Source organism: Mesonia algae (genome assembly GCF_003253545.1).
Lineage (GTDB): Bacteria > Bacteroidota > Bacteroidia > Flavobacteriales > Flavobacteriaceae > Mesonia > Mesonia algae.
Genome location: NZ_QKYV01000009.1, coordinates 1 through 26323 on the forward strand (window position 1 = coordinate 1; position 26323 = coordinate 26323).

Here is a 26323-nt window from a genome sequence, read left to right on the forward strand (position 1 = left end):
TAATGTCATAGCCAAGTAGTACTAATAACCCGTATAGCTTATGTACTCTTCCCCCGGGCAACCGGGGGAGGTGAAATCCTATTGCTATGTATATTTACCCTCAAAGTATTATTTATTTTTTCAATATGTTAACTTATTAGATGGTTGTTTCTTTTTAAATAAAAGAACAGTTATCACCGATTTAAGGTGGTTATGGCAACGGGGCTCACCTCTTCCCATTCCGAACAGAGAAGTTAAGCCCGTTAGCGCAGATGGTACTGCTAATTGTGGGAGAGTATGTCGCCGCCTTTTTTACTTACCAAATGGTAAGTTTATAAACCCTTCACTTGATACAAGTGAAGGGTTTTTTTTTACCCCCTTTTTTAAATCTCAATTTAATCCTTGTCTTCAGTCAGCAATTACTAGTACTTAATTATCCAATAAGTTACATAAACATTAAATAGTAATATTTAAATTTCAATAGATATATCCTTTAAATATTTTATTGGCATAAGAATTGTCCTATTATAGACTATCCTTACAGTAGGCTTAGGGAGATACAAATAAATGAATTATTATAAATTATAAACTGTTTTACTGACAGTTTGACCAAAGATATAAGATGGGAAAATCAAATATATTTAGCTTAGACAATTTGTCATTTCAAGATATTAATGAAGATGCAGAATTAATTCCACTAATGACACCAGAAGATGAAGAAGAAATTGATAAAGAAGACTTGCCAAATGAGTTAGCTATACTTCCTTTAAAGAATACGGTTTTATTTCCAGGAGTGGTAATTCCTATTACCGCAGGTAGAGACAAATCTATAACTTTAATTAATGATGCTAATAACGGATCTAAAACTATTGGTGTTGTATCTCAGAAAGATGGCGAGGTAGAGAATCCTGAAGCAAAAGACATCAATAAAGTTGGAGTAGTTGCTAAAATATTGAGAGTTTTAAAAATGCCTGATGGAAATACGACTGTAATTATCCAAGGTAAAAAGAGATTTCAAATTGAAGAGATCTTACAAGAAGACCCTTATTTAAAAGCAAGTATTTCATCAATAAAAGAAGAAAAACCTGCGAAAGATAATGAAGAGTTTTCTGCGATAGTAGATTCTGTCAAAGATTTGTCTTTACAAATCATTAAAGACAGTCCGTCAATACCTTCTGAAGCGTCATTTGCTATAAAGAATATAGAAAGTCCTTCATTTCTTATCAATTTCGTTTCCTCTAATATGAGTCTTTCCGTTAAGGAAAAACAAGAGCTTTTAGAAATGAATGATCTTAGAAATAGAGCTTTAGCTACTTTAAAGTATATGAATACAGAGTTTCAAAAGTTAGAACTTAGAAACGATATTCAATCTAAGGTGCAGAGTGATATGAGCCAGCAACAGCGTGAGTATTTCTTGCATCAACAAATGAAAACGATTCAAGAAGAATTGGGCGGAGTTTCTTCAGAATCGGAAATTGAAGACATGCGCCAGTTGGCTAAAAAGAAAAAATGGGGAAAGAAAGTAGAAGAGCATTTTAAAAAGGAATTGGCTAAAATGCAACGTATGAATCCTCAGGTTGCTGAGTATTCTATTCAACGCAATTATTTAGATCTATTTTTAGAATTGCCTTGGGATGAATTCAGTAAAGATAAATTTGATTTAAAAAGAGCGCAAAAAATACTTGATAGAGATCATTATGGACTTGAAGAAGTAAAACGTCGTATCATTGAATATCTTGCTGTACTTAAGTTACGTGATGATATGAAATCACCAATTTTATGTTTTTACGGACCTCCAGGTGTAGGTAAAACTTCTTTAGGAAAATCTATTGCTGAAGCTTTAGGTAGAGAATATGTTAGAATCTCTTTAGGAGGACTTCGCGATGAAGCTGAAATAAGAGGTCACCGTAAGACTTATATTGGTGCTATGCCAGGTAGGATTATTCAAAGTCTAAAAAAGGCAGGAACTAGTAATCCAGTATTTGTTTTAGATGAAATTGATAAATTAAGTAATAGCAATCAAGGAGATCCTTCATCTGCATTACTAGAAGTTTTAGATCCAGAACAAAATTCTGAATTCCACGATAATTTCTTAGAAATGGGATTCGATTTATCTAAAGTAATGTTTATCGCTACCTCTAACAGTTTAAATACTATACAACCGGCGCTTAGGGATCGAATGGAGATCATAAACATGACTGGCTATACTATTGAAGAAAAAGTAGAAATAGCTAAACGCCACTTATTACCTAAGCAAATTACTGAGCATGGGTTAAATGCAGACCAAATTAAAGTCGGTAAAGCGCAGTTAACTAAAATTGTAGAAGGATATACTCGAGAATCTGGAGTTCGAGGCTTAGAAAAACAAATTGCTAAAGTAGTTAGGTATGTAGCAAAAAGCATAGCCTTAGAAGAAGAATACAATGTTAAGATTAGTAATGAAGATATTGTAGATGTTCTTGGGCCTGCACGTTTAGAAAGAAATAAATATGAAAATAATGAAGTTGCTGGTGTAGTAACTGGTCTTGCTTGGACAAGAGTAGGTGGTGATATTTTATTTATAGAGTCTATTTTATCGAAAGGAAAAGGGAACCTTAGTGTTACTGGAAATTTAGGTAAGGTGATGAAAGAGTCGGCGACAATCGCTATGGAATATATTAAAGCAAATGCAGACGAATTTGGTATTCCTGCTGATATCTTCGACAAATATAATGTCCATATTCACGTACCAGAAGGGGCAACACCTAAAGATGGACCTAGTGCTGGGATTACCATGTTAACTTCATTAGTTTCTTTATTTACACAGCGAAAAGTGAAGAAAAGTCTGGCGATGACAGGAGAGATCACTTTGCGTGGAAAAGTTTTGCCTGTTGGCGGAATTAAAGAAAAAATTCTTGCAGCTAAACGTGCTCATATAAAAGAAATCATTCTTTGTGAAGAGAATAAAAAAGATATTGAAGAGATTAAAGAAGATTACCTAAAAGGATTAATTTTTCATTATGTATCTGATATGAAAGATGTGTTAGATAAAGGTCTTACCAAGCAAAAGGTAAAGAATGCTAAAACGCTGTAAAGTTCTTTAGCATCATTTAATAAAAAAACAAAACCCCCAAAATATATATTTTGGGGGTTTTGTTTTTTTAAAATGGAGATTAGTTATCTATATCTACCTTTTTCTTTTCCACGTTACCGTCTTCCATTTTTATTTTTACATCTTTATTTTCTCCATCGATTTTCTTTTTCTCAATGTTTCCGTTTTCATCCTTTTTTATTTTGATGTCGGTATTCCCATCTTGAATTTCTACCTTTTCTCCATCTTCGCTAACTTCAACTTGAGCTTCTTCGGTAACCTCGATGCCTTCTACAGTTTTAGTTTCTTTACTTTCTTCTCTACAGCTAACAAGAGATACACTTACGATAGCTGCTACTGCTAATGTTCTAACTACTTTTATCATAATAATATAATTTTTGGTTTGTCCAAAACTACGTGAATAAACCGACTTACAAAATATTTTATGTTTTCTATAAGATTTATTTTAAACTAGCTAAACTTTGTTCGATAGCTTCTATTTTAGCTTCAGCATCTGCTTGTTTTTGCTTTTCGATAGCGACTACTTTTTCTGGAGCGTTATTTACAAAGCGTTCATTAGAAAGTTTTTTCTTTACGGAATTTAAAAATCCTTGTTGATATTTTAGCTCTTCCGTCAGCTTACTTATTTCCTCCTCTACGTCAATTGCGCCGATCATAGGAATAAAGTACTCATTAGATTTTACTCGGTAAGACATGCTATTGGCTAACTGCTCTTCCACATAAGTGATTTCTTCAATATTTCCTAATTTAGCAATAATACTATCATACGAATTACTCAGTTTTTCATTATTAATCACACTTAATTTAATAGTGTCTTTAAAAGAAATGTTTTTTTCTTTTCTAATAGTTCTTATTCCTGATATAATCTCTTTTACCGTCTCAAAATCAGTAATAAATTTATCATCGATAGATGTTTGCTTTGGCCATTCTGCAATAATTAATGCTTCCTCACTACTTCGATCTTTAATATTTTGCCAAATTTCTTCGGAAATAAAAGGTACAAAAGGATGTAAGATTTTTAGATTATCTTCTAATATGCTAATGGCACTCTGGTAAGTGGTTGCATCTATTTTTTCTCCAAATGGAGGTTTAATCATTTCTAAGAACCAAGAGCAGAAGTCATCCCACACTAATTTGTAGGTAGTCATTAAAGCATCACTAATTCTATATTTGCTATAGTGATCTTCCAGCTCTTTTAAGGCTTTTTGAAACTTAGCTTCGTACCAAGTAATAGCCGTTTTACAATATTCTGGTTGTGATTTGTTTTCATCAACTTCCCAATTAAGTATAAGTCGAGATGCATTAAAGATTTTATTTACAAAGCCACTTCCTTGTTTACATAAATCTTCATCAAACATTAAATCATTACCGGCAGGAGAAGAAAGTAACATCCCCACTCTTATTCCATCTGCTCCATATTTTTCTATCAACATTAAAGGATCTGGAGAGTTTCCTAAAGATTTACTCATTTTACGGCGCTGCTTGTCTCTTACAATTCCGGTAAGGTAAACGCTATTAAAAGGTTTTTCTCCACGATATTCATAACCTGCAATAATCATTCGGGCAACCCAGAAAAATAGAATTTCGGGAGCTGTCACCAAATCGTTAGTAGGGTAGTAGTAGTTAATTTCTTTATTGTCGGGCTCTAAAATTCCGTTAAACACACTCATAGGCCATAACCAAGAAGAGAACCAAGTGTCTAATGCATCTTCATCTTGAGTTAAATCTTCTAAAGCAAGCTCTTTATTACCTGTTTTTTCTTGGGCAATTTTTAACGCCTCTTCCTTAGTTTCTGCTACGACATAATCTTCCTTTCCATCTCCGTAGAAATAAGCCGGAATTTGATGACCCCACCATAACTGACGTGAGATGTTCCAATCTCGAACATTTTCCATCCAATGGCGATAAGTATTGATGAATTTTTCGGGAACTAAAGCAACCTCTTTTTCTAAAACTGCATCTAGAGCAGGTTGTGCAAGTTCTTTCATTTTTAAGAACCATTGATCACTTAATTTAGGCTCTATTACTGCGCCTGTACGCTCGCTAGTTCCTACTTTATTAATGTGAGTTTCAGTTTTAATTAAAAGCTCAAGTGTTTCTAGTTCTTTTACTACATCTCTTCGAGCATCAAAACGATCTTTCCCTTCATAGTGTAAACCATAACTATTTAAAGTAGCATCATCATTAAAAATGTCTATAATCTCTAATTGATGTTTATCTCCTAGGTTTTTATCGTTTTCATCGTGAGCTGGTGTCACTTTTAAGCAGCCTGTCCCAAATTCTAAGTCTACATATTCATCTTCAATAATAGGAATTACTCGGTTACATATAGGTACAATTGCTTTTTTACCTTTTAGATGAGCAAACCGCTCATCATTAGGATTAATACAAATTGCGGTATCTCCAAAAATGGTTTCTGGTCTAGTGGTAGCGATGGTTAAAACATCACTGCTTCCTTCAATCGCATAATTGATATAGTATAATTTACCTTCTTTTTCTACGTGAATAACTTCTTCATCACTCAGGGTAGTTTTTGCTTGCGGATCCCAGTTAACCATTCGATATCCTCGGTAAACGTGTCCTTTTTTATAAAGGTCTACAAATACTTTAATTACCGATTTAGATAAGTCATCATCCATGGTAAATTTGGTACGTTCCCAGTCACAAGAAGCTCCGAGTTTTTTTAACTGTTCTAAAATTATACCTCCATGTTTGTGGGTCCATTCCCAAGCGTGTTCTAAAAACTCTTCACGAGAAAGATCATTTTTATTAATGCCCTCTTCTTTTAGCTTGTTTACTACTTTAGCTTCTGTAGCAATACTGGCGTGATCTGTTCCTGGTACCCAACATGCATTAAGACCTTTGAGTCTTGCTCTACGTATTAAAACATCTTGTATGGTGTTATTGAGCATATGTCCCATATGCAATACTCCTGTAACGTTTGGCGGAGGAATTACAATGGTGTAAGGTTCTTTATCGTTGACTTCTGAATGAAAATAATTATTTTCCATCCAATACGAATACCATTTATCTTCTGTTTCTTTAGCGTTATAGGTAGCAGCAATAGCCATTTTGGTCTAATTTTTGAATTAAGTATACAAAAGTACTTATATAATGACTATTTTAAAAGATTAAAATTTGTTATTCTTATTATTTGGTATAATTGAAAATAACTTTTAATTTAGTCACAAATTTAAAAATTATGAAAAATCTTATTGTTTGTGCAATAGCACTTTTTACTTCTTTAGCAGTTAGCGCTCAAGCTGAAATTAAGTTTGATGAAGAAACCATTGATTATGGGACTATCGAATATGGAAGTGATGGTGTTAGATCTTTTACATTTACTAATGTAGGTGATGAGCCTTTAGTAATTAGTGATGTAAAGTCTACGTGTGGTTGTACAGTGCCAGAAAAGCCAAAAGATCCTATTGCTCCAGGAAAAACTGGTGTGATTAAAGTGAAGTATGACACAAAAAGACCTGGGCCAATTAGAAAAACGGTAACGGTTTATGCAAACGTTGATAATTCTCCTATTCCATTAAAGATAAAAGGAACTATCAATAAAAAAGATACTCGAAGTGTCTTAGAAAAATAATAAAAAATTAGACTTAGAAAGCCCTTTTTTAAAGGGCTTTTTTTATGCCCAAGAATGAAGGTATTTTCTTTATTTTTTTGCAAATTTGCGTAAAAATTTAATTATGCCTTCAATATCTTCCAAAGGTCTGGCTATGCCAGAATCTCCAATTAGAAAATTAGTTCCTTATGCTGAAGAAGCTACAAAGCAAGGAAAAGAAATATTTTATTTAAATATTGGTCAGCCCGATATTAAAACCCCGCAAGTTGCTTTAGATGCGGTTAAAAATAATGATTTAGAAATTATTTCTTATAGTCATTCTGCTGGATTTGCTACCTACCGTGAGAAACTTGCTAAATATTACCAAAAAGTAGGTCTTCCCGTTGAAGCAGAAGATATTATCATTACCACAGGAGGATCTGAAGCTTTATTATTTGCGATGGGTAGTATTACCGATCCTAATGATGAAGTAATTATCCCAGAACCTTTCTACGCTAACTATAACGGATTTGCTACCAGCGCAGGTGTTAATGTAGTGCCTGTACAAGCGAAATTTGAAGATGGGTTTGCCCTACCTCCAGTTTCTGAATTTGAAAAATTAATCACCGATAAAACCAAGGCAATTGTTATTTGTAATCCTGGTAATCCTACAGGTTATTTATATACAAAAGATGAAATGGATCAGCTTTCCGCTTTAGCGAAAAAATACGATTTGTTTTTAGTGGCAGATGAAGTTTATAGAGAGTTTGCTTACGAAGGATTAAAACATCATTCGGTAATGAACCAAGAAGGATTAGAGCAAAATGCTATCATGATCGATTCTGTTTCTAAGCGTTACAGTATGTGTGGAGCAAGAATAGGGTGTTTGGTATCTAAAAACAAAGAATTAATAAGTACGGCGATGAAATTTGCACAAGCAAGATTAAGTCCGCCGACTTTTGCTCAAATCGCTAGTGAAGCAGCTTTAGATACACCACAATCCTATTTTGATGATGTAATTGAAGAGTATGTTGACCGAAGAGATACTTTAATTGAAGGTTTAAAATCTATTGAAGGTGTAGAAGTAGCAAAACCAAATGGAGCATTTTATTGCATAGCGCAACTACCTGTAGCTGATGCCGATCATTTTGCAAAATGGTTATTAGAAAGTTTTGATAAAGATGGAAAAACTGTCATGGTCGCTCCTGCAGAAGGATTTTATTCTACTCCAAAAACAGGAATGAACCAAGTAAGAATTGCTTATGTTTTAGAAAAAGAACACCTTTTAGAAGCAATTGAAATTTTAAAAGCTGCCTTGAAAAAGTATAACGAAATTCATGGAGCATCATAAAAATTATTCTTTAAAAAACCACAATACCTTTGGTATAGATGTTTGCGCGAAAGCGTTTGTATCTGTGAGCAGTGTGGACGAACTAAAAGAAGTTCTGCAACAGGTTTACGCTCATGAAATATTGGTTTTGGGGGGAGGAAGTAATATTTTACTTTTAAAGAATATAGACAAAACCATTCTTCATATCGACCTGAAGGGGAAAACGATAGAAAAAGAAGAAGAGGGGTTTGTTTATGTACGAGCGCAGGCGGGTGAAAACTGGCATGAATTTGTACGCTGGTGTATAGAACAAGATTTTGGAGGAATAGAAAACCTCTCTTTAATTCCAGGAAATGTGGGTACTAGCCCTATACAAAATATAGGAGCTTATGGAGTAGAATTAAAAGACTCTTTTGTGAGTTGCGAAGCTGTTCATAAGCAGACCTTGCAAACCCGAACTTTCTCAAAGGAAGAATGTAATTTTGGATACAGAAACTCTACTTTTAAAAATGAAAATAAAGATAAGTACGTTATTTCTAGTGTGTTATTTCGGTTAACGAAAAGTGAACACCAGCTTTATACGGGTTACGGAGCAATCTTAGCGGAATTAGAAAAACAAAATATCAGTAAGCCTAGCATAAAGGATGTTTCTGATGCCGTTATTTCTATTCGCTCTTCCAAATTACCTAATCCAAAAGAACTTGGGAATAGTGGAAGTTTTTTTAAAAATCCTGTTATTACGATAACAGATTTTAATAAGCTAGTAGAGAAATATCCCGAAATCCCTTCATATCCTATTTCAACTACTGAAGTGAAAGTTCCTGCAGGATGGCTTATTGAAAAAGCAGGTTTTAAGGGAATTCGAAAGGATGATGCAGGAGTACATAGAAATCAAGCATTAGTATTGGTGAATTATGGTAATGCCACGGGAGAAGAGCTGTATCAATTAGCCCAAGAAATACAAGCAGAAATATTTAAAATGTTTAGTATTCATTTAGAAATGGAAGTAAATATTATTGAATAAAAAAAAGCAGGTTTTGAAATTTCAAAACCTGCTCTTCAATCTAACTTAACTCAATCTACTTACTTAACTTACTCTTACTTTCTCATTAAAACGGCATCGATAGAATGCACGTAACCATTTGATCCTTTCATATCTACATCTGTTACAGTAGCTTTGTTACCTTTTGCATCGGTTAACATTACTTTTCCGTCTTCGATTGTAGCGTCAATCTTACCATCATTAGCGGTAACAATTGTATATTTTTTATTTTCGTTAGAATTGATAAGATCTACTAATTTCTTAGAATCTACTTCTCCTGGAATAATGTGGTAGCTTAATACACCTTCTAACTTTTCTTTACTTTCTGGTTTCATTAGGCTCTCAACTGTTCCTTTTGGAAGTTTATTAAATGCTTCGTTTGTCGGAGCGAAAATGGTAAAAGGACCTTCAGATTCTAATTTTGCCACCATTCCTGCACCTTGTACGGCAGAAACCAAAGTGGTGTGCTTGTTAGAATTCATGGTGATCTGTGCTAAATTCATCTCAGTTTTTTCAGCTTCCTTTTCAGCCTCCATAGATGTTTCGTTAGCATCCATTTCGTTCTCATTCATTTCTATCTCATTTTCTTTATCTTTTTTTTCATCTTGACAAGAAGCGAAAGTGAATAGAGACACTAGAGCTAACATTACTAATTTGTTCAGTTTCATAATAATAATTTTTAGTTGAATTATGATGCTAAGATATACGATTAGAATGCACAGCTGTTTTTCAACGCCCTAAATTTTAGTTAAATAGTGTAAATTCTTTATTAAATATCCTCAACATTTTTCTATAACCTACTAATGTCGTATTTTTGCATTATGAAATTAATAGTCTTAACAATCGTATTATTAGCAGTAGCTTTCGCAGGAATCGCTATAAAAATTTGGGCCAAAAAAGACGGTGAGTTTGCAGGAACTTGCGCTAGTCAAAGTCCGTTTCTTAATAAAGGAGGTGAGCCTTGTGGTTTTTGTGGTAAAATGCCAGACGAAGCAGAATGTGGTAAAGAAAATGTGCAATAAGAAATATTAATGTCGCAAATTATTTTCTTTGTCTTTGTAGGCATCGCAGCGATTAACTTTTTGTATTTTCTTTTTTTCGGAAGCTTCTTGTTTTCATACAAGAAGAAAAGAGTTATTGCCTCAAAACAAAACCATCTACCAGTTTCTCTTGTAATTTGTGCAAAGAATGAAGCTGAATCTTTACAACTAAATATACCTTATTTCTTAGATCAATCTCATCCAGATTTTGAGATCGTACTTGTTAATGATTGTTCTGTAGATAACACATTAGATATTATGGAGTCTTTTCAGAAAAAAGACGCTAGAATAAAAATTGTGAATGTTCAAAATAATGAACGTTTCTGGGGAAATAAAAAATATGCACTTACACTGGGAATAAAAAAGGCTAGTCATGCCCATTTAATATTTACCGATGCGGACTGTAAACCAGAAAGCAAAGAGTGGTTAGCTTTGATGTCGGCTCAATTTAATTCCGATAAAGAAATTGTTTTAGGATACGGAGCCTATGAAACGGTAGAGAAATCATTTTTAAATAAGATAATTCGCTACGAAACTTTAATTACAGCTACTCAGTATTTTTCTTATGCTTTTTTGGGTACTCCATATATGGGAGTAGGTAGAAATCTAGCTTATACCTCTCAGCTTTTTTATGCTAATAATGGGTTTGTAGATCATATGAATGTTTTATCTGGAGACGATGACCTTTTCGTAAACGCTGTTGCGACCTCTAAAAATGTAGCCCTGCTCTTAGAGGAAGAAGGATTTACTAAAAGTGAACCCAAAAAAACGTGGAAAGATTGGTACATTCAAAAAAGAAGGCACGTATCTACTTCACAACATTATAAAACTAAACACCAACTTCTACTGGGTCTATATTATGTAAGTCAAGTGTTGTTTTGGGTATTAGCAATTGTTTTAGCTTTTATCAATTTTGATTTTCTTTATTGGGTAGTTTCATTTATGTTTATAAAAATAGCATTACAATACATAATTATTGGTAAAGCTTCCCAATTATTAAAAGAGAAAGGACTCTTATGCTTCTTACCTTTTCAAGAAATAGTATTGTTGAGTACGCAAATGATTATCTTTATGCATAACAAGTTTTCAAAACCCATACATTGGAAATAATTTTTTGACAGAAATAAAAGATCATATCGCAAAAGCTAAAGTAGGAAATCAAATTTCCTTCCAATTCTTATTAGATTTCTTTTGGAATGATGTGTATAGATTTCAGTTAAAAAAGACCAATAACGAATATGAAGCCGAAGAAATTAGTATACAGACTTTTAGTCGTGCTTTTGATAAAATAGCCACTTATAATGAGGATTATAAGTTTAAAACTTGGCTTATTACCATTTCAAAAAATATTCATATAGACTCTAAGAGAGTTAATTCGCTTCAAACCACTCGAGTAGATAAATTAGCCGCTAAAAACATTGTCGACGAGAGTCCGACGGTGGAAGATCAACTTATAGCAGAACAAAACTTAGCTAATTTACTTTTTCACATCAAAAAATTAAAACCCCACTACGAAGAAGTTATTCGCTATAGGTATTTTAAAGAGATGTCCTACAAAGAGATAGCAGAAATACTTAACGAGCCTATTAATAATGTAAAGGTTAAACTGTTACGCGCAAAAAAATTGTTAGCTGAAAGTATTACACATCGGGAATAAGTTTTATTGATATTTACATCTGTAAAAGCAATCAATAAGACGTAAAATCCATTCCATATACATTCAAATTTCTTTACCTTTGCTTTCTAAATTTTCTTATATGTCTGTTGAAACTCTTGTAAAAGAAAAACCAAAAGCAAAACCTAAGTGGTTACGCGTAAAATTACCTACAGGTAAAAAGTATACCAATCTTAGAAAATTAGTAGATAAGTATGATTTGCATACTATTTGTACTTCTGGGAGCTGCCCTAATATGGGAGAATGTTGGAGTGAAGGTACTGCTACTTTTATGATATTAGGAAATGTTTGTACGCGTAGTTGTGGTTTTTGCGGAGTTAAAACAGGACGTCCAGAAAATGTTGATTGGGATGAACCAGAGAAAGTAGCCCGTTCTATAAAATTGATGGATATCAAACACGCGGTAATTACAAGTGTAGATAGAGATGATTTAAAAGATATGGGTTCTATTATTTGGGAAGAGACGGTAAAGTCTATTCGAAGAATGAATCCAACCACTACCTTAGAAACGCTTATTCCCGATTTTCAAGGAGTAGAGAGACACATCGATAGAATTATAGCAGTAAAACCAGAGGTGGTTTCCCATAATATGGAAACGGTAAGGCGACTTACGAGAGAAGTGCGTATACAAGCGAAATACGATAGAAGTTTAGCGGTTTTAAAATACTTAAAAGATAATGGTATTGAAAGAACCAAATCTGGAATTATGTTAGGTTTAGGGGAGAAGGAAGAAGAAGTGATACAAACGTTAAAAGACTTACGTAGCGTCAACCTAGACATTGTAACCATTGGTCAATACCTCCAACCTAGTAAGAAACATTTACCGGTTCAGCAGTTTATTACACCAGATCAATTTAAGAAATATGAAGAGATTGGGTTAGATTTAGGGTTTAGACACGTAGAAAGCGGAGCTTTGGTGCGTTCTTCCTATAAAGCTCAAAAACATTTAACTTAAGCTTACATAAGCAAAGCGATGGCCAATAAAATTAAAATTGGAATAAACGGTTTTGGGAGAATTGGTAGAGGTCTTTTTAGAATCTTATTGAACCATCCTGAAATTGAAGTAGTAGCGATAAATGATTTAGCTGATGCTAAAACCTTATCACATCTCCTTAAGTATGATAGTATTCATGGGGTTTTACCTCTCGAGGTAAGTTGTACTGAGCAGGCAATTTTAGTAAATCAGCAATCTTATGATTTATTAAATTATGAGTCTCCTAAAGAAATAAAGTGGCCACAAGAAGTAGAATTGGTTGTGGAGTCTACGGGAAAATTTAAAAAACGAACGGAGTTAGAAAGTCATCTTAAGAACAACGTAAAACATGTTATTCTTTCTGTTCCTCCTATAGATGATGATATTAAAACCATTGTTTTTGGGGTCAATGATTCCTCCATTTCAAAAGGAGATCAAATTATATCCAACGCAAGTTGTACTACTAATAATGCAGCCCCGATGCTCAAAATAGTACATGATGCTTTTCAAGTAGAACAAGCTTATATTACTACGGTACACTCTTATACCTCAGACCAGAGCTTGCACGATAAACCTCATAGAGATCTAAGAAGGTCTCGTGCGGCAGCACAATCTATTATTCCTACTACCACAGGAGCAGCAAAGGCATTAACCAAAATTTTTCCAGATTTAGCTTCGGTTATTGGGGGATGTGGCATTCGGGTACCAGTTCCTAATGGTTCTTTAACGGATATGACCTTAAATGTGAAAAATAAAACTTCTATAGAAGAGATCAATCAACTTTTTAAAACAGCTTCAGAAAATCATTTTAAAGGAATTTTACTATATACAGAAGATCCTATTGTTTCTATAGATATTGTAGGAACGCCATATTCTTGTACCTTCGATGCACAAATGACCTCGGTAATTGATGGACATTTAGTGAAATTAATAGGTTGGTATGATAATGAGTATGGCTACAGCCATAGGATTATAGATATGATTATAGCATTGAAAAATTAAATTGACTATATTTATTCTCTTAAATTAGCATGTGAATACTAGAATACTTCTTTTTTTACTTTTTTCGCTACTTGCATTACCTGTAATTTCAGGTAATATTAACTATGAGTATACCCCGTCTTATTCTTCGCAAGAAAAAACTGTTGATGGCGAAAAAGCTTCAATACAAAATGTACAGACAGATAGCTTAGCTATACTTACAGAAAATTATTATGAATCTGCGACAGGTTATTTTCAAAAAAAAGAATTAGAGCTCTCTTTTGAATATGCAAAACTCACGTATGAGTTAGCTCAAAGAAGAAAAGATTACTCGATGCAAGTCAAGAGTTTAAATTTATTGAGTATCATCTATGAGCGAGAAAATAACTTAGAAAAAGCTTTAGAGTGCCTAAAAAAAGTAAATAGCGTTAAAAACGCTTTTTTAAAAGATGTTACGGGTAAGACCATATTAAATGATGAAACTTTCCCAGTGGTAGAAGGTAAGATCTTAGAGTTAGAGAAAACCAATTTAGAGCAAGAAAAGTCACTTAAGTTTAATCAGTTAGCGATTGTTTTAAGCGTGCTTCTCATTACTATCTTATCTTTGTTAACTCTTTCCTTATATAAAAATAATAACTTAAGAGCGGGAGCAAATAAGTTGCTTCAAAAAAAGAATAAGCAACTTTTTGAAGCTAAAGAAAAAGCAGAGCAAGCCAATAAAATTAAAGAAAATTTTCTCTCTACTATTACGCATGAGTTAAGGACCCCAATTTATGCAATTACAGGATTAACCTATTTGTTATTGCAAGAAAATCCTAATAAAGACCAAGAAGAACATTTAAATTCTCTCAAATATTCAGGAGAACATTTATTATCTCTTATTAATAACATCTTAGACTTGAATAAGCTTTCGGCAAAGAAAGTAAAAAAGATAGATACAGATTTTAATTTAAGGCTAAGGATGGATGATTTTTATAAGTCCTTTAAAAAATTAGCTCGAGATAAAAATGTAGCAATACATATGAATATTGATGAGCAGATCCCCGATAAATTAAACGGAGATATGCTTAAAATATCTCAGGTTTTAATGAACTTGGTTTCCAATGCCATCAAGTTTTCAGAAGACGGCGATGTGTGGATTAATCTAAGCTTACTTAAGGAAGATAAAGATGAGGCCTATGTGCGTTTTGAAATTGTAGATAATGGGGTAGGTATAGAGCAAAAATATCATAAATCTATCTTTAAAAATTTTAACCAAGGTGATGACGAGACCAGCGTAACTTATGGAGGAACAGGACTCGGTCTTCCTATTGTAAAAAACTTACTCCTCTTTTTAGGAAGTAAAATTTATTTTGAAAGTGAAAAAGATAGCGGTTCTAAATTTTACTTTGATATTTCATTTAAGAAGGTATTAAGGAGCATAGAAAATAAACAGCAGACAGAAACGAATCTAAGTGTTTTGGAAGACGATATTGTTAAGGTTCTTCATAACAAAAAAATATTAATTGTAGACGATAACAAACTAAATCAAAAAATCACCGAGAAAATTTTATTGCGAAAAAATATTATTTGCGAGGTTGCCGAAAATGGAAAAGTAGCGTTAGACCTTGTCAATAAATTTAGTTATGATCTTATTTTAATGGATATCCACATGCCTGTGATGGATGGTATAGAGGCAACAGAAATCATTAGAAAAAATGACAGTGTTACACCAATCATAGCTTTAACAGCAGTAAGTTTAGATGATAAAGACGATCAGTTTTTTCATCACGGGTTTACTGATATTATTCCTAAACCTTACAAAACTGAACTTTTCTACCAAAAGATATACAAGGTGCTTAAGCTTGCGCAACAAAACTCATAACTTCCTTATCAAAAACCTCTTGATCTTCGAGAAATACAGTTTTTATGGGGAGATAAAACAATTTTTCATGAGGTAAATGCTCCTTCAATCTCATAAAATCTTTTTCGGTAGTAACGATTAGCGAAAGACTTCTTAGTTCTTGGAGTTCTTTTTCCGTAAAGAGATGATGATCTGGATATGCGAAATGTTTAAAATCAAGTCGGTTATCCCTTAAATGTTTTACTAAAGGTTGTGGTTTTGCAATTCCGGTAACGAGACTAAAATTTTCCATGAGTTGCAATGGTATTTGCTGCACTCCATTGGTAAAATAATTTTCGTAATGAATACCTGTAAAAAATAATTTTTGATGTGATTTGATAGCTAAAGAAGCTTTAATTTTTCTCTTTTCTTCCTTAGAAATATCTAAATGACATTTGGTTACAATAATTACTTGAGCTCTATGGGCACCACATGCAGTTTCTCTTAAATTACCTGCAGGTAAAATCATATCTTTAGAGTAAAGATCACCATAAGCGGTTAATAATATAGAGAACCCTGCTGTTACTTTTCGATGTTGAAAAGCATCATCTAGCAAAATAATTTCGGGTGGTTGCTCCAAAGCTCTTAAGTTTTTAATTCCGTTTTGTCGGTCTTCATCTACCGCTACCAAAACTTCAGGAAATTTGTTTTTAAACTGTAGCGGTTCATCACCTACATCTTTTGCATCACTGGCTAAATCCAATAATAAAAAGCCTTTTGTCTTTCGTTTGTAACCTCTACTTAAGGTTGCAATAGGGTAATTATGATGCAGTAAGCCAATGAGATACTCTATCATAGGCGATTTTCCTGTCCCACCCATACTTAAATTTCCCACTGTAATGACGGGGAAATCATAGGATGCCGAGGTTAAAATTTCCCAGTCGAAAAACTTGTTCCGAAACCAAACTATTATTCCGTAAAGAATAGAGAAAGGAAAGAGTAATTTTCTTAGTATTTGCATAAGACGAAGGTATAATTTTTATATTTACCTTTTAAAGAATTTTTATGATAGTAAAAGATATTACAAAAAGCCTAGAAGACTTAGCTCCTCTCGCTTACGCGGAGGATTTTGATAATGTAGGCCTTTTGGTTGGCGATGATCAACAAGAAGTCACTGGCGTTTTAGTAAGTTTAGATACTTTAGAGGTAACGGTTGACGAGGCGATTGAAAATAAGTGTAATCTTATCGTTGCCTTTCATCCTATTATTTTTGATGGGTTAAAATCTCTAACGGGTAAATCTTATGTAGAGCGCGTAGTAATTAAAGCTATACAACATAATATTGCGATTTATGCTATTCATACAGCTTTAGATAATTGCTTTAAGGGAGTAAATGATATGATTTGCGAACAGTTAAATTTACACCAACGTCAGGTCTTAATTCCGCAAAGCAAAACGATCAAGAAACTTACTACTTACGTGCCTAAAAAAAATACCCAAAAAGTATTGGATGCTTTATTTGCGGCAGGAGCAGGAAATATTGGTAATTACGATCACTGTAGTTTTACACAAGAAGGAAAAGGAAGTTTTCTGCCAAATAATGAAGCCAATCCTGTAGTGGGGGAAAACGGCAAATTACAAATAGAAGAAGAAAATCAAATACATGTTACTTTGGCCACCCATGTAGAGAAACAAGTTTTATCTGCATTAAAAGCAAGTCATCCTTATGAAGAAGTAGCGTATGAAGTATCTAGTTTAGAAAATACCAATCAGCATATTGGGATAGGAATGGTGGGAGAATTAAAAAATCCTATGGATGAAAGCGATTTTTTAGCGCATATTAAGACTGTCTTTAACACGGGAGTAGTGCGACATTCTAATAGGTTGGGAAATAAAATTAAAAAAGTAGCTGTTTTGGGAGGTAGCGGAGCATTTGGTATACAAGCTGCAATTGCATCAGGAGCAGATGTTTACATTACTGCCGACTTAAAATATCATGATTTTTTTAAAGCCGAAGCTAAGATTCTTTTGGCAGATGTAGGACATTATGAAAGTGAACAGTACACAAAAAACTTATTACATTCTTATCTTACAAAAAAATTCCCTAATTTTGCAATCGTTTTATCACAAAAAAATACCAACCCAATTCAATATAGTTGATTATGGCAAAGAAAAAAGAGGTTACCGTAGAGGAAAAGCTTAGAGCATTATACGATTTGCAATTAATAGATTCTCGTATTGATGAAATTAGAAATGTACGAGGAGAGTTACCTCTAGAAGTAGAAGATCTGGAAGATGAAGTCGCTGGATTAAATAAAAGATTAGAAAAATTAAGTTCAGATTTAGAGCGAGTAGATGTTGATATTAAGGGTAAAAAAATCTTAATAGAAGAAGCTAACGGTTTAATCAAAAAATACAACGAGCAACAAAAAAATGTTCGTAATAACCGTGAGTTTAATGCCATTTCTAAAGAGATTGAATTTCAAGAATTAGAAATTGAATTGGCTGAAAAGCATATTAAAGAATTTTATGCACAGATAGAGCAAAAGAAAGAAGTGATTGCAGCTACCAAAGATAAAATGGAGCAAAGACAATCTCACTTAGAGCATAAGCAGGGAGAATTGAATGAGATCTTGAACGAGACCGAGAAAGAAGAAAAAGCGCTTATCAAAAAGTCTGAAGACTACAAAAATAACATGGAAGAGCGTTTAGTAAAGGCTTATACTAGAATTAGAGAAAATGTTAAGAATGGATTGGCAGTAGTGGCTATCGAAAGAGGTGCTTCTGGAGGATCATTCTTTACGATTCCACCACAAATTCAAATGGAAATTGCAGGTCGTAAGAAAGTAATTACCGATGAGCATAGTGGTAGAATTTTGGTTGATCAAGAGTTAGCTGAGGAAGAAAAGCTTAAAATGCAAAACATGTTTGCTAAGATGTAGAAATATAGCTTATATCATATTACAAAGCCTTTCTGTATCTACAGGGAGGCTTTTTTTATGATGAATATTCTAATCATGAAATAAGAATATACTTATATCTTTCATATTCCTGTATGAGGATGGAATTTGGATTAAATAAAAAAGCAAAACAATGAGATCATTGTTTTGCTTTTTTATTTAACACTTATTAGCCTGTATCAATTATATTAGATAAAATAAGTAGTAAAATCTTTAGTTTTTAATAATCTGTTTAGTACCATTAGAAGTTAAAGAAGAAACCTTAATAAAGTACACTCCGCTAGAAAGCTTACTTAAATCAAGTTGAGCTTCTTTAGACTCTATACTTTTTAAAGATTTCACTAATCTACCTGTAGTATCATAAACATTTACTTCATTGATATTCTCTTCAGCAGAAATCTGAACTTTAGCAGAAGTAGGATTAGGATATATATTGAATAAATTTGATGCATAATTAGTGGTAGATAAATTATTACAAGAAAAAGAAGCGTTCCAACCACCCTGAGTTACTCCTGCATCGGATACAAATTTTACCGTAATTGCACCAGAAGGGTGAGTAGAGACAAAAGGACCTCCAATATTGTTTCCAGAGATTAAATTAGCATTAGTAAAAATAGGATCATCTGTACTGTCTCCATCATAGATGGTCATAAAATCGTAATCTAATTCTAAATCAAATTGAGAGAATGTCATCGTATATGTTTTTCCTGCGGGAGGATAAAAAGTTTTTACTAAATATTCATCATTACTATAAGAACCATTTATACCTCCTGTATCTGTAAATGCATCTCCATTGCAATAATCACCATCGGTTAAAAAGATCCTCCTAGTGCTAGTATTAAATGAACCTCCATTATTACAGACATTTTTAATTTCAAAAACGTAATATGAATTAGATTGTAACTGTGTTAAATTGACAGATTGCGTGGTAGTATTTATCCAGTTATTACTTGTAGAATTAATTGGGTAAACTCTATATTCCCATTGGGTGGAATAGCTATCTACAATATTAACAGTTACTGAATTTTGTGTCATATTACTAAAAGTGGCATCATATACACTTGCGATACAAGAAGAAGTAGAACAATTAGATCCTAGACATGATTTAGAATCTACAGTATTTTGTATTCTTGTAGCAGGTTGAGAACCAAATCCGTTAAGGAAATTAACTCCAACTCCAGGTACTAAATGACAATAACTCATAATAGTACCACCGTTTGTAGGTAAAGCAGCATCACATCCTTCCCCGTTTCCAGAGTTTGGTCCGCAGCCATCAATAGCAGTATTATTGCCATTCCAAGAACAAGCGTGAGTATGTGGAGATCCTAAAGCATGGCCCATTTCGTGTGTCATAGCCATGATAGTCCAAGAATAGGTAGGTACATCTTCATAATATTGATCAATACCAGAATATGCAAATCTATTTTGTGTACATAAAGAATTTAAATAAGCAACAGATGTGGTTGTTGGGTAATTTACTAAATGCGCTAAATCTCCATTAAAACCTGTTCTTGTTGTAGAGAAATAAGAAAGGTTACCAGAATAGCCAAATTGATAAGGATCTTGATTTGTCCAAATCATTACTTCGCTCAAAGCAGTTTGTATATTATCGTTAGAGTACAAAGTGGCGATGTTGTTATGAATAGCCGTTAACCAGTTTAAGGTTTGTGTAGTATCACTATTATTATTTGTATAAGGTGCATAAGCAATTTCATAATAAACTCTTACACAATTAGTAGTATTAGTTGACCTTGCCTCTAAACTATCCTCATAAGCTTTTTCAGAATTTTGATTTTCCTGTATTTCATCTATCCCACATTCAAAAGGATTTTCTTTCGTTAAATTATTATCTGCGTAGGTAATGAAGTGGTTAGAACCTTTTATTTTTCCTAACACAATATTTCCAAGATCTAATGAAGAAGTAACTCCCATAACCTCATTATTAAAAAAACTAAAACCAACTAAAGAGTTAGGGTTGTTGGCAATTGCACCTTGGTAATAAGCTCCTAAATCATAATTAATTAAATTTTTCTTTTCATCAAATGCTTTAAAATCTTCTGTAAATACGTTAGTTTTTAAAAGTTGAACTTTAACTTCTTGCTGTTGATAGAAGAAAGAAACCTCAATTGCTTTTGGTTTTTCTGAAATTAACTTTTGTAACTGATTATTATCGAGTTTTAAAACTGTGGCATCAGTGGCAAGCGTAGAGAGTTTCTCCAATTCTTCACTATTTTCTATTTCTGTGAAAAGCTGAAAAGATATAAACTCACCATCATTTTGCTTATAGGTTTCTATTTTTTGCGGAATAGGTTTTATGTCTTGTCCAAAAAATGAAAAACAAGAGAAAATACTTAATAAGAATAAAATTTTCTTCATAATTTATATATTATTTTTCTGCAATTATAATGAATCTTAACGGTTAATTTGCACTTCTAATAATTTAACTGGTCGTTTATTAACAATCTATTTATATTTAAAGCAAAAGTAAGTTATGAAAAAGACATTCATTTTATCGATAATTTTATCCTTTACACTTGTTGCATGCGGACAAATACAAAAGGCAGAAAACAATAAAAAAATACAAAACCCTACTAACAAATATGATTATGAAATTGTTGTAAGTGATATAGAAAACCCTTGGAGCTTTGTATTCTTACCCGATGGTTCTATTTTAATTAATGAGAAAAAAGGAGATTTGGTTTTAGTAAAAAATGATAAAAAAATTCTTGTTAAAAATATGCCAGCGGTCTATAATAGAGGACAAGGAGGTCTTTTAGATATTGCTTTGCATCCCAATTACAATAATAACGGATGGATTTATTTTACCTATGCTTCCGCGGAAGGGGAAGGTGATGGAGGCAATACTGCATTAATGAGAGCTAAACTAGAAAATAATAGTTTAGTGCAAAAGGAACTACTTTATAAAGCTACCCCTAATACTACTAAAGGGCAGCATTTTGGAAGTCGAATCGTTTTTGATGAAGAAAACAACGTATACTTTTCAATTGGAGAGCGAGGAAATAGAGACGAAAATCCACAAGATATAACTAGAGATGGAGGTAAGGTTTACCGACTAAAAGATGATGGCAGCATCCCGACCGATAATCCATTTTATGCTTCCGCGGAAGCGAAAAAAGCCATATATAGTTACGGACATAGAAATCCACAAGGAATGGAAGTACACCCTGAAACCAAAGAAATTTGGTTGCACGAACACGGACCGATGGGAGGTGATGAAATAAATGTGGTAAAAAAAGGAGCCAATTATGGTTGGCCAATAATTACTTACGGAAAAAATTACAGCGGTATACCTATTACCGATAAAACCGCCCAGAAAGGAATGGAGCAACCTATTCATTATTGGGTGCCAAGTATTGCTCCCAGCGGAATGGCTTTTGTAACCTCAAACAAATATCCCACATTAAAAGGCGGACTTTTAGTAGGGTCTTTAAAGTTTCAGTATTTAGAGTACTTAAAATTAGACGGAAAAAAAATAGTAAAAAGAACCAAATTATTAGAAAATATAGGGCGAGTTAGAAGTGTAAATCAAGCAGAAGATGGTTATATTTACATTGGCGTTGAAAATCTAGGAATCGTAAAATTAAACCCCATAAAAAATGATTAAATATTGCTGCATAATTCTTTTCGGAATTTTATTATTAAGCTGTAAAGAAAACACAGAGAAGAAAGAAGAAACTTATGTGGTTTCTTCAGATACAAAAATTAAAAAAACTGCTCAGCATCAAAAAGGAAAAGAAATTTACAATCAGTTTTGTGCTCAATGTCATTTACCCACCGGAAAAGGAATTCCAAAAATTTATCCGCCTTTGAGAGGTTCTAATTGGTTAACCGAAAAAAGAAAAGAAAGTATACACGCTGTAAAGTATGGGTTAAGTGGTGAGATTACTGTAAATGGTAAAACTTATGAGAATATAATGACTCCTTTAGGGTTAAGTGATGAAGAAGTGGTAGAGGTGATGAATTATGTCATGAATGCCTGGGAGAATAAACAAGAGCAAAAAGTTACTTTAGAAGAGGTGAAAGCAGTGAAAAAATAAAGCTCATGAAAGAAATTATCATGCAAAAATTTTCAGGATTATTTCAACCTGAGCTTTTAGAGGAAATAGAAAAAGATGCTATTATAAAAAATGTGGTAGCAGGAGAGGAGCTTATTCAAAAGGGAGATTATATACGATCAATGCCTTTAATTTTAAATGGAGTCATTAAGATTTTGCGTGAAGACGAAAATGGAGATGAACTATTACTCTATTTTATTGAAGAAGGAGAAACTTGTGCTATGACTCTTACGTGCTGTTTAGGAATTAATAAAAGTGAAATTAAAGCTACAGCAGAAACCGATGCTCAACTCTTAATGATTCCCGTTCAAAAAATGGAAGAATGGGCTTCTAAGTACAAAAGCTGGCGAAATTATGTTTTTGAGAGTTATCACACTCGTCTTATGGAAGCTTTAAACTCTATCGATAAAATAGCGTTTTCTAACCTAGATGATAGGCTTATAGATTATCTAAAAGATAAACAAAAGTTTGCGCAAGCCAGCGATTTAAAAATAACCCATCAAGAAATAGCTAAAGATTTAAATTCTTCAAGAGTAGTTATTTCCCGATTATTAAAGAAATTAGAAAATCAAAACCAAATAGAAATTCATAGAAATCAAATAAAAATTCTAACTGTGTAACCCACATTACTTAAATCAATTTTATAATTTGATAGTTTTGTTTTAAAATTAAAAAACATTGATAGAAATTTTAGGTTACATAGGTGCGTTAATTATCGGTATTGTTTTAGGACTTACGGGTGGAGGTGGTTCTATTCTTACTGTGCCAGTCTTTGTTTACTTATTAGGAATAGAGCCTGTTTTAGCGACAGGCTATTCTTTATTTGTTGTGGGAATTTCATCTCTATTTGGAGCTATCAAAAATCTTCAAAAAGGACTAGTAAACTTTAAAACCTCTCTATTTTTTGCTATTCCAGCGGCTATAATGGTTTTTTCTACCCGCAAGTTTATTATTCCTGCTATACCTGAGGTTATTTACAGTAACGCCAGTTTTTTGCTAACTAAAGATATTGCTATTATGGTGTTTTTTTCAATCTTAATGCTGGCAGCATCTTTCTCTATGATTTTAGATAAAAAACGTAGAGTTCATCAAAAAGAGATTACAAAATCTAAAACAATAAACTATTTTCCTCTTGTAAGTTTAGGTGCTTTGGTAGGAATAATTACTGGCTTAGTTGGCGCTGGCGGCGGATTTATAATTGTACCCATTCTTATTTTTTTAGCAAAACTTCCCATAAAACAAGCGGTAGCAACATCTTTATTTGTAATAGCCATTAATTCTTTGGTAGGATTTGCAGGAGATGCTCTATACATGCCGATAAATTGGTCTTTTTTATTGTCTTTTTCAGCATTTGCTATTGTGGGAATATTTTTGGGGATTTATTTAAATAAATTTATTGACGGTGCCAAACTTAAGAAAGGATTTGGAGGGTTGGTACTTGTCATGGGAATTTATATTTTCTGGAAAGAATTGTGGTAATTAATCTCTCAACTTTTTACCTATTCTTACTATAGTATTCCAATTGCGAGTGGTAAGTGATTTATTAAAGTATCTATCCATATTTTCCATAGCTTTTGTAGTTTTACCCTTATTGGTATTTAAAACCGAATAGATTTCACGAGAATTAATCTTTATTATTTTAAAAGATTCAGTTTCTAAATCTTTTAAATTTAATTGTTTAGGCAGAGGGTCAAATACCAAGCTAACATATAACTTTAAATCTTTGTTTGAACTAACAGATAGGAAAGGGTTATGCTCTAAAATTGTTATTATCTCATTTTTGGTTTTAACCAATGTAGGAATCGAAAAACCAAATTTCTCTTCTAACATACGGCTTAATTGCTGCTGAATTTCTTCCGCGGAAGCTTCATCTCCATCAAAAATAATATTGCCAGAATTTAATAAAGTGGTTACATTTTTATAGTTATTTTTTTCTAATAAATATTTTAGATCTTTCATAGGCACTTTATGGTGACCGCCTACATTTATTCCTCTAAGAAAAGCTACATACGTTTTCATAATTTTTTTTGGTATTTAAAGTTAAAATTTTATCACGATATTTGGTCATTCACAAGCTATATAAATAAATCATGAAAGTTTTAAAGTTTATTGGAGTTCTAATTATTTTAATTATTGGTTTTTTCTTGATTGCAGGTTTAATAATGCCAAAAGAATTTAGTAACCGCGAAGATATTATTATTAATAAACCTCAAGAGCAAGTGTTTAATTATGTAAAATATTTAAAAAATCAAAATAATTATGGCACTTGGAATTTAATGGATCCCGAAATTAAACAAACCTATAAAGGAGAAGATGCAGCTGTAGGATTTACTGTTTTTTGGGAAAGTGATGACTGGCAAGTAGGAAAAGGAAATCAAAAAATAATTGCCATAGAGGAAGGTAAAAGTATGACTACCGAAATTGCAATAGACGATTATGGTGACCCAATGACTGCCAAAATAAGTACAGAATCTATTGGAAAAAATAAAACCAAAGTGACTTGGCAAAATCAAGGAGTTATGAACTATCCTTTTAATACCATTAATTTATTTATAGATATGGGAGATGATTTTGAAGAAGGATTAGAGAACCTAAAAGAAATTTTAGAAGCTCAAGAAACTATTATGTATGATAATGAATTGAACCATCTTATTACTAAATATGAAAAAAGTGGAGAAAACCTTTCCCAGGCTATAAAAGGCTTAAACGAAAAACAATTAAAATTTAAAAGCACCGATTCTACTTGGTCAATAGGTCAATGTGCCGATCATATAATTAAGACAGAAATAGCATTAACCAAGATGCTTACCAATGCCTTAACGGAAGCAAAACAAACCTCTAGAGACTCCATCCAGTTAACTGATATGGAAGTAGTAGAATACATTACTAACAGAGAGCAAAAAGCGAAAGCTCCCAAGGCAATTCAGGGAGAAAATTCTTATAAAACAGTACAGGGTATCTTGGAAGATTTTAATGCAGATAGAGAAGTTTTTGAAGGTCTTATAGAAAATTATAGCAGTGAAAAACTACGGAAGCAAGTAGTGCTATCCCCTGCAGGTTTTGTAGATGCCTACCAATTTTTACTATTTACAAACGGACATACTCAGCGTCATATAGCTCAAATAGAAGAAATAAGAACTCACGTAGATTTTCCTCAATAACCAAATCTAGATTTTAAAAAAAGCTGCTTGAACAACTCAAGCAGCTTTTCTTTTTTACTGTTTTTTCAATTCGTTTAAAAAAGAAATAAATTTATCTGAATTATAATTAGCCATTCCCATATGTTCGTAAACTATATTTCCAGATTTATCTAATACAAACGTAGCAGGAATACTATTACTTCTCAAATCTTTCGGGAGTGAAGTTTGACTTTGAAAAATATCAAAACCAAAAGATTTCTTTTCTAAAAAATCCTTAGCCTTCCCAAAATCTTTATCCTGGCTTATCATTAGAAAAACTATTTCCTTATCATTTTTAAACTTTTCATGTAATTGATTAATGCTAGGCATTTCTGCAATACACGGCGGACACCAAGTAGCCCAAAAATTAATAAAAACTATTTTATCTTCAAACTCTGAAAGTTGAACCATTTCTCCTCTTTGGTTCTTTAAAGTTAATTGATAAGGTTCATTCTTTTTTAAAGTCTTGTGATTTTCTTCGATTGTAGGATTTACTAAACCAATTTCAATAACTCCACGTTGAATAAACCCAAAAACTTCTGCTCTTAAATCGGTAGAAAAGATAACAGCAATAAGAGCCACCCAAAAAAGGATATTGATAATAAATTTAATTTTTTTCATC

General features: G+C 32.7%; 24 protein-coding genes and 1 rRNA gene. 18 read left to right on the forward strand and 7 right to left on the reverse strand.

Going from position 1 to position 26323, the window contains the following annotated elements:
- Positions 1-182: 182 nt before the first annotated feature.
- Positions 183-291, forward strand: a 5S ribosomal RNA gene (gene rrf / locus LX95_RS13205).
- 310 nt (positions 292-601) lie between these two features.
- Entirely contained in the window at positions 602-3052 is a 2451-nt protein-coding gene (gene lon, locus LX95_RS13210) for an endopeptidase La (RefSeq protein WP_111541936.1), read from the forward strand.
- 79 nt (positions 3053-3131) lie between these two features.
- On the opposite strand, the gene LX95_RS13215 is transcribed toward lon, so the two are convergent.
- Together LX95_RS13215 and LX95_RS13220 are read right to left on the reverse strand one after the other, a co-directional pair.
- Positions 3132-3434, reverse strand: a complete 303-nt coding sequence (locus LX95_RS13215; protein ID WP_111541937.1) for a hypothetical protein — start codon at positions 3432-3434, stop codon at positions 3132-3134.
- A 76-nt stretch (positions 3435-3510) separates the two neighbouring features.
- Complete coding sequence (locus tag LX95_RS13220; RefSeq protein ID WP_111541938.1) at positions 3511-6141, reverse strand: valine--tRNA ligase; 2631 nt, start codon at positions 6139-6141, stop codon at positions 3511-3513.
- A 131-nt stretch (positions 6142-6272) separates the two neighbouring features.
- Between LX95_RS13220 and LX95_RS13225 the strand changes: the two genes are divergently transcribed.
- The 3 genes from LX95_RS13225 to murB all read left to right on the forward strand — a co-directional run bounded on the left by LX95_RS13225 (position 6273) and on the right by murB (position 8977).
- Positions 6273-6665: a DUF1573 domain-containing protein gene (locus LX95_RS13225; protein ID WP_111541939.1), complete on the forward strand. Its 393-nt coding sequence runs from the start codon at positions 6273-6275 to the stop codon at positions 6663-6665.
- A 103-nt stretch (positions 6666-6768) separates the two neighbouring features.
- Positions 6769-7974: a pyridoxal phosphate-dependent aminotransferase gene (locus LX95_RS13230; RefSeq protein WP_111541940.1), complete on the forward strand. Its 1206-nt coding sequence runs from the start codon at positions 6769-6771 to the stop codon at positions 7972-7974.
- Positions 7961-8977 (forward strand): UDP-N-acetylmuramate dehydrogenase, encoded by a 1017-nt coding sequence (murB, locus tag LX95_RS13235; protein WP_111541941.1) that lies wholly within the window; start codon positions 7961-7963, stop codon positions 8975-8977. The genes LX95_RS13230 and murB overlap by 14 nt, the downstream gene beginning before the upstream one ends.
- A gap of 74 nt (positions 8978-9051) precedes the next feature.
- Here the strand turns inward: murB and LX95_RS13240 are convergent, their stop codons facing one another.
- Positions 9052-9663, reverse strand: a complete 612-nt coding sequence (locus LX95_RS13240; protein WP_245924781.1) for a fasciclin domain-containing protein — start codon at positions 9661-9663, stop codon at positions 9052-9054.
- Between the two features lie 153 nt (positions 9664-9816).
- Here LX95_RS13240 and LX95_RS13245 point away from each other — a divergent pair, with 153 nt between their 5' ends.
- The 6 genes from LX95_RS13245 to LX95_RS13270 all read left to right on the forward strand — a co-directional run bounded on the left by LX95_RS13245 (position 9817) and on the right by LX95_RS13270 (position 15528).
- Positions 9817-10017 carry a membrane or secreted protein gene (locus LX95_RS13245; protein WP_111541942.1) on the forward strand — a complete coding sequence of 67 codons (201 nt, stop codon included), beginning with the start codon at positions 9817-9819 and terminating at the stop codon, positions 10015-10017.
- A 9-nt stretch (positions 10018-10026) separates the two neighbouring features.
- Entirely contained in the window at positions 10027-11145 is a 1119-nt protein-coding gene (locus tag LX95_RS13250) for a glycosyltransferase (protein ID WP_111541943.1), read from the forward strand.
- 4 nt (positions 11146-11149) lie between these two features.
- The gene (locus tag LX95_RS13255; protein WP_111541944.1) at positions 11150-11692 is read left to right on the forward strand and encodes an RNA polymerase sigma factor; all 543 of its coding nucleotides are present in this window, start codon (positions 11150-11152) and stop codon (positions 11690-11692) included.
- A gap of 100 nt (positions 11693-11792) precedes the next feature.
- Positions 11793-12665: a lipoyl synthase gene (gene lipA / locus LX95_RS13260; protein ID WP_111541945.1), complete on the forward strand. Its 873-nt coding sequence runs from the start codon at positions 11793-11795 to the stop codon at positions 12663-12665.
- 18 nt (positions 12666-12683) lie between these two features.
- On the forward strand, positions 12684-13685 hold the full coding sequence (gene gap / locus LX95_RS13265) for a type I glyceraldehyde-3-phosphate dehydrogenase (protein WP_111541946.1): 1002 nt from the start codon (positions 12684-12686) through the stop codon (positions 13683-13685).
- Between the two features lie 31 nt (positions 13686-13716).
- The gene (locus LX95_RS13270) at positions 13717-15528 is read left to right on the forward strand and encodes a response regulator (protein WP_111541947.1); all 1812 of its coding nucleotides are present in this window, start codon (positions 13717-13719) and stop codon (positions 15526-15528) included.
- Here the strand turns inward: LX95_RS13270 and lpxK are convergent.
- Positions 15503-16507 (reverse strand): tetraacyldisaccharide 4'-kinase, encoded by a 1005-nt coding sequence (gene lpxK / locus LX95_RS13275; RefSeq protein WP_111541948.1) that lies wholly within the window; start codon positions 16505-16507, stop codon positions 15503-15505. The two genes, LX95_RS13270 and lpxK, sit on opposite strands and share 26 nt — an antisense overlap.
- Positions 16508-16551: 44 nt before the next feature.
- Here lpxK and LX95_RS13280 point away from each other — a divergent pair, with 44 nt between their 5' ends.
- On the forward strand, positions 16552-17646 hold the full coding sequence (locus LX95_RS13280) for a Nif3-like dinuclear metal center hexameric protein (protein WP_111541949.1): 1095 nt from the start codon (positions 16552-16554) through the stop codon (positions 17644-17646).
- A gap of 2 nt (positions 17647-17648) precedes the next feature.
- Positions 17649-18428, forward strand: a complete 780-nt coding sequence (locus tag LX95_RS13285; protein WP_111541950.1) for a zinc ribbon domain-containing protein — start codon at positions 17649-17651, stop codon at positions 18426-18428.
- A 231-nt stretch (positions 18429-18659) separates the two neighbouring features.
- On the opposite strand, the gene LX95_RS13290 is transcribed toward LX95_RS13285, so the two are convergent.
- A complete protein-coding gene (locus tag LX95_RS13290) occupies positions 18660-20822 on the reverse strand; it encodes a T9SS type A sorting domain-containing protein (protein WP_111541951.1) in 2163 nt (720 codons plus the stop codon).
- A 115-nt stretch (positions 20823-20937) separates the two neighbouring features.
- On the opposite strand from LX95_RS13290, the gene LX95_RS13295 reads away from it, so the two are divergent.
- From LX95_RS13295 to LX95_RS13310, 4 genes are read left to right on the forward strand one after another with little or no spacing between them, the layout of a single operon-like run.
- Complete coding sequence (locus LX95_RS13295; RefSeq protein WP_111541952.1) at positions 20938-22071, forward strand: PQQ-dependent sugar dehydrogenase; 1134 nt, start codon at positions 20938-20940, stop codon at positions 22069-22071.
- On the forward strand, positions 22064-22504 hold the full coding sequence (locus LX95_RS13300; RefSeq protein WP_111541953.1) for a c-type cytochrome: 441 nt from the start codon (positions 22064-22066) through the stop codon (positions 22502-22504). The genes LX95_RS13295 and LX95_RS13300 overlap by 8 nt, the downstream gene beginning before the upstream one ends.
- 5 nt (positions 22505-22509) lie before the next feature.
- Complete coding sequence (locus LX95_RS13305; protein WP_111541954.1) at positions 22510-23142, forward strand: Crp/Fnr family transcriptional regulator; 633 nt, start codon at positions 22510-22512, stop codon at positions 23140-23142.
- A gap of 58 nt (positions 23143-23200) precedes the next feature.
- On the forward strand, positions 23201-24001 hold the full coding sequence (locus LX95_RS13310) for a sulfite exporter TauE/SafE family protein (RefSeq protein WP_111541955.1): 801 nt from the start codon (positions 23201-23203) through the stop codon (positions 23999-24001).
- Here LX95_RS13310 and LX95_RS13315 read toward each other — a convergent pair whose 3' ends face one another.
- Positions 24002-24541: a DUF1697 domain-containing protein gene (locus LX95_RS13315; RefSeq protein ID WP_111541956.1), complete on the reverse strand. Its 540-nt coding sequence runs from the start codon at positions 24539-24541 to the stop codon at positions 24002-24004. It lies immediately after the preceding gene.
- 71 nt (positions 24542-24612) lie between these two features.
- On the opposite strand from LX95_RS13315, the gene LX95_RS13320 reads away from it, so the two are divergent.
- Positions 24613-25683, forward strand: coding sequence for a DinB family protein (locus tag LX95_RS13320; protein WP_111541957.1), 1071 nt, complete (start codon positions 24613-24615; stop codon positions 25681-25683).
- Positions 25684-25737: 54 nt separating this feature from the next.
- Here LX95_RS13320 and LX95_RS13325 read toward each other — a convergent pair whose 3' ends face one another.
- Entirely contained in the window at positions 25738-26322 is a 585-nt protein-coding gene (locus LX95_RS13325) for a TlpA family protein disulfide reductase (RefSeq protein WP_111541958.1), read from the reverse strand.
- Position 26323 lies beyond the last annotated feature (1 nt).

Bases quoted from the DNA above. Each gene is read 5' to 3' on its own strand.
- lon (WP_111541936.1), top strand. From the start codon at position 602: ATGGGAAAATCAAATATATTTAGCTTAGACAATTTGTCATTTCAAGAT.
- LX95_RS13215 (WP_111541937.1), bottom strand. From the start codon at position 3,434: ATGATAAAAGTAGTTAGAACATTAGCAGTAGCAGCTATCGTAAGTGTA.
- LX95_RS13220 (WP_111541938.1), bottom strand. From the start codon at position 6,141: ATGGCTATTGCTGCTACCTATAACGCTAAAGAAACAGAAGATAAATGG.
- LX95_RS13225 (WP_111541939.1), top strand. From the start codon at position 6,273: ATGAAAAATCTTATTGTTTGTGCAATAGCACTTTTTACTTCTTTAGCA.
- LX95_RS13230 (WP_111541940.1), top strand. From the start codon at position 6,769: ATGCCTTCAATATCTTCCAAAGGTCTGGCTATGCCAGAATCTCCAATT.
- murB (WP_111541941.1), top strand. From the start codon at position 7,961: ATGGAGCATCATAAAAATTATTCTTTAAAAAACCACAATACCTTTGGT.
- LX95_RS13240 (WP_245924781.1), bottom strand. From the start codon at position 9,663: ATGAAACTGAACAAATTAGTAATGTTAGCTCTAGTGTCTCTATTCACT.
- LX95_RS13245 (WP_111541942.1), top strand. From the start codon at position 9,817: ATGAAATTAATAGTCTTAACAATCGTATTATTAGCAGTAGCTTTCGCA.
- LX95_RS13250 (WP_111541943.1), top strand. From the start codon at position 10,027: ATGTCGCAAATTATTTTCTTTGTCTTTGTAGGCATCGCAGCGATTAAC.
- lipA (WP_111541945.1), top strand. From the start codon at position 11,793: ATGTCTGTTGAAACTCTTGTAAAAGAAAAACCAAAAGCAAAACCTAAG.
- gap (WP_111541946.1), top strand. From the start codon at position 12,684: ATGGCCAATAAAATTAAAATTGGAATAAACGGTTTTGGGAGAATTGGT.
- lpxK (WP_111541948.1), bottom strand. From the start codon at position 16,507: ATGCAAATACTAAGAAAATTACTCTTTCCTTTCTCTATTCTTTACGGA.
- LX95_RS13280 (WP_111541949.1), top strand. From the start codon at position 16,552: ATGATAGTAAAAGATATTACAAAAAGCCTAGAAGACTTAGCTCCTCTC.
- LX95_RS13285 (WP_111541950.1), top strand. From the start codon at position 17,649: ATGGCAAAGAAAAAAGAGGTTACCGTAGAGGAAAAGCTTAGAGCATTA.
- LX95_RS13290 (WP_111541951.1), bottom strand. From the start codon at position 20,822: ATGAAGAAAATTTTATTCTTATTAAGTATTTTCTCTTGTTTTTCATTT.
- LX95_RS13295 (WP_111541952.1), top strand. From the start codon at position 20,938: ATGAAAAAGACATTCATTTTATCGATAATTTTATCCTTTACACTTGTT.
- LX95_RS13300 (WP_111541953.1), top strand. From the start codon at position 22,064: ATGATTAAATATTGCTGCATAATTCTTTTCGGAATTTTATTATTAAGC.
- LX95_RS13305 (WP_111541954.1), top strand. From the start codon at position 22,510: ATGAAAGAAATTATCATGCAAAAATTTTCAGGATTATTTCAACCTGAG.
- LX95_RS13315 (WP_111541956.1), bottom strand. From the start codon at position 24,541: ATGAAAACGTATGTAGCTTTTCTTAGAGGAATAAATGTAGGCGGTCAC.
- LX95_RS13320 (WP_111541957.1), top strand. From the start codon at position 24,613: ATGAAAGTTTTAAAGTTTATTGGAGTTCTAATTATTTTAATTATTGGT.
- LX95_RS13325 (WP_111541958.1), bottom strand. From the start codon at position 26,322: ATGAAAAAAATTAAATTTATTATCAATATCCTTTTTTGGGTGGCTCTT.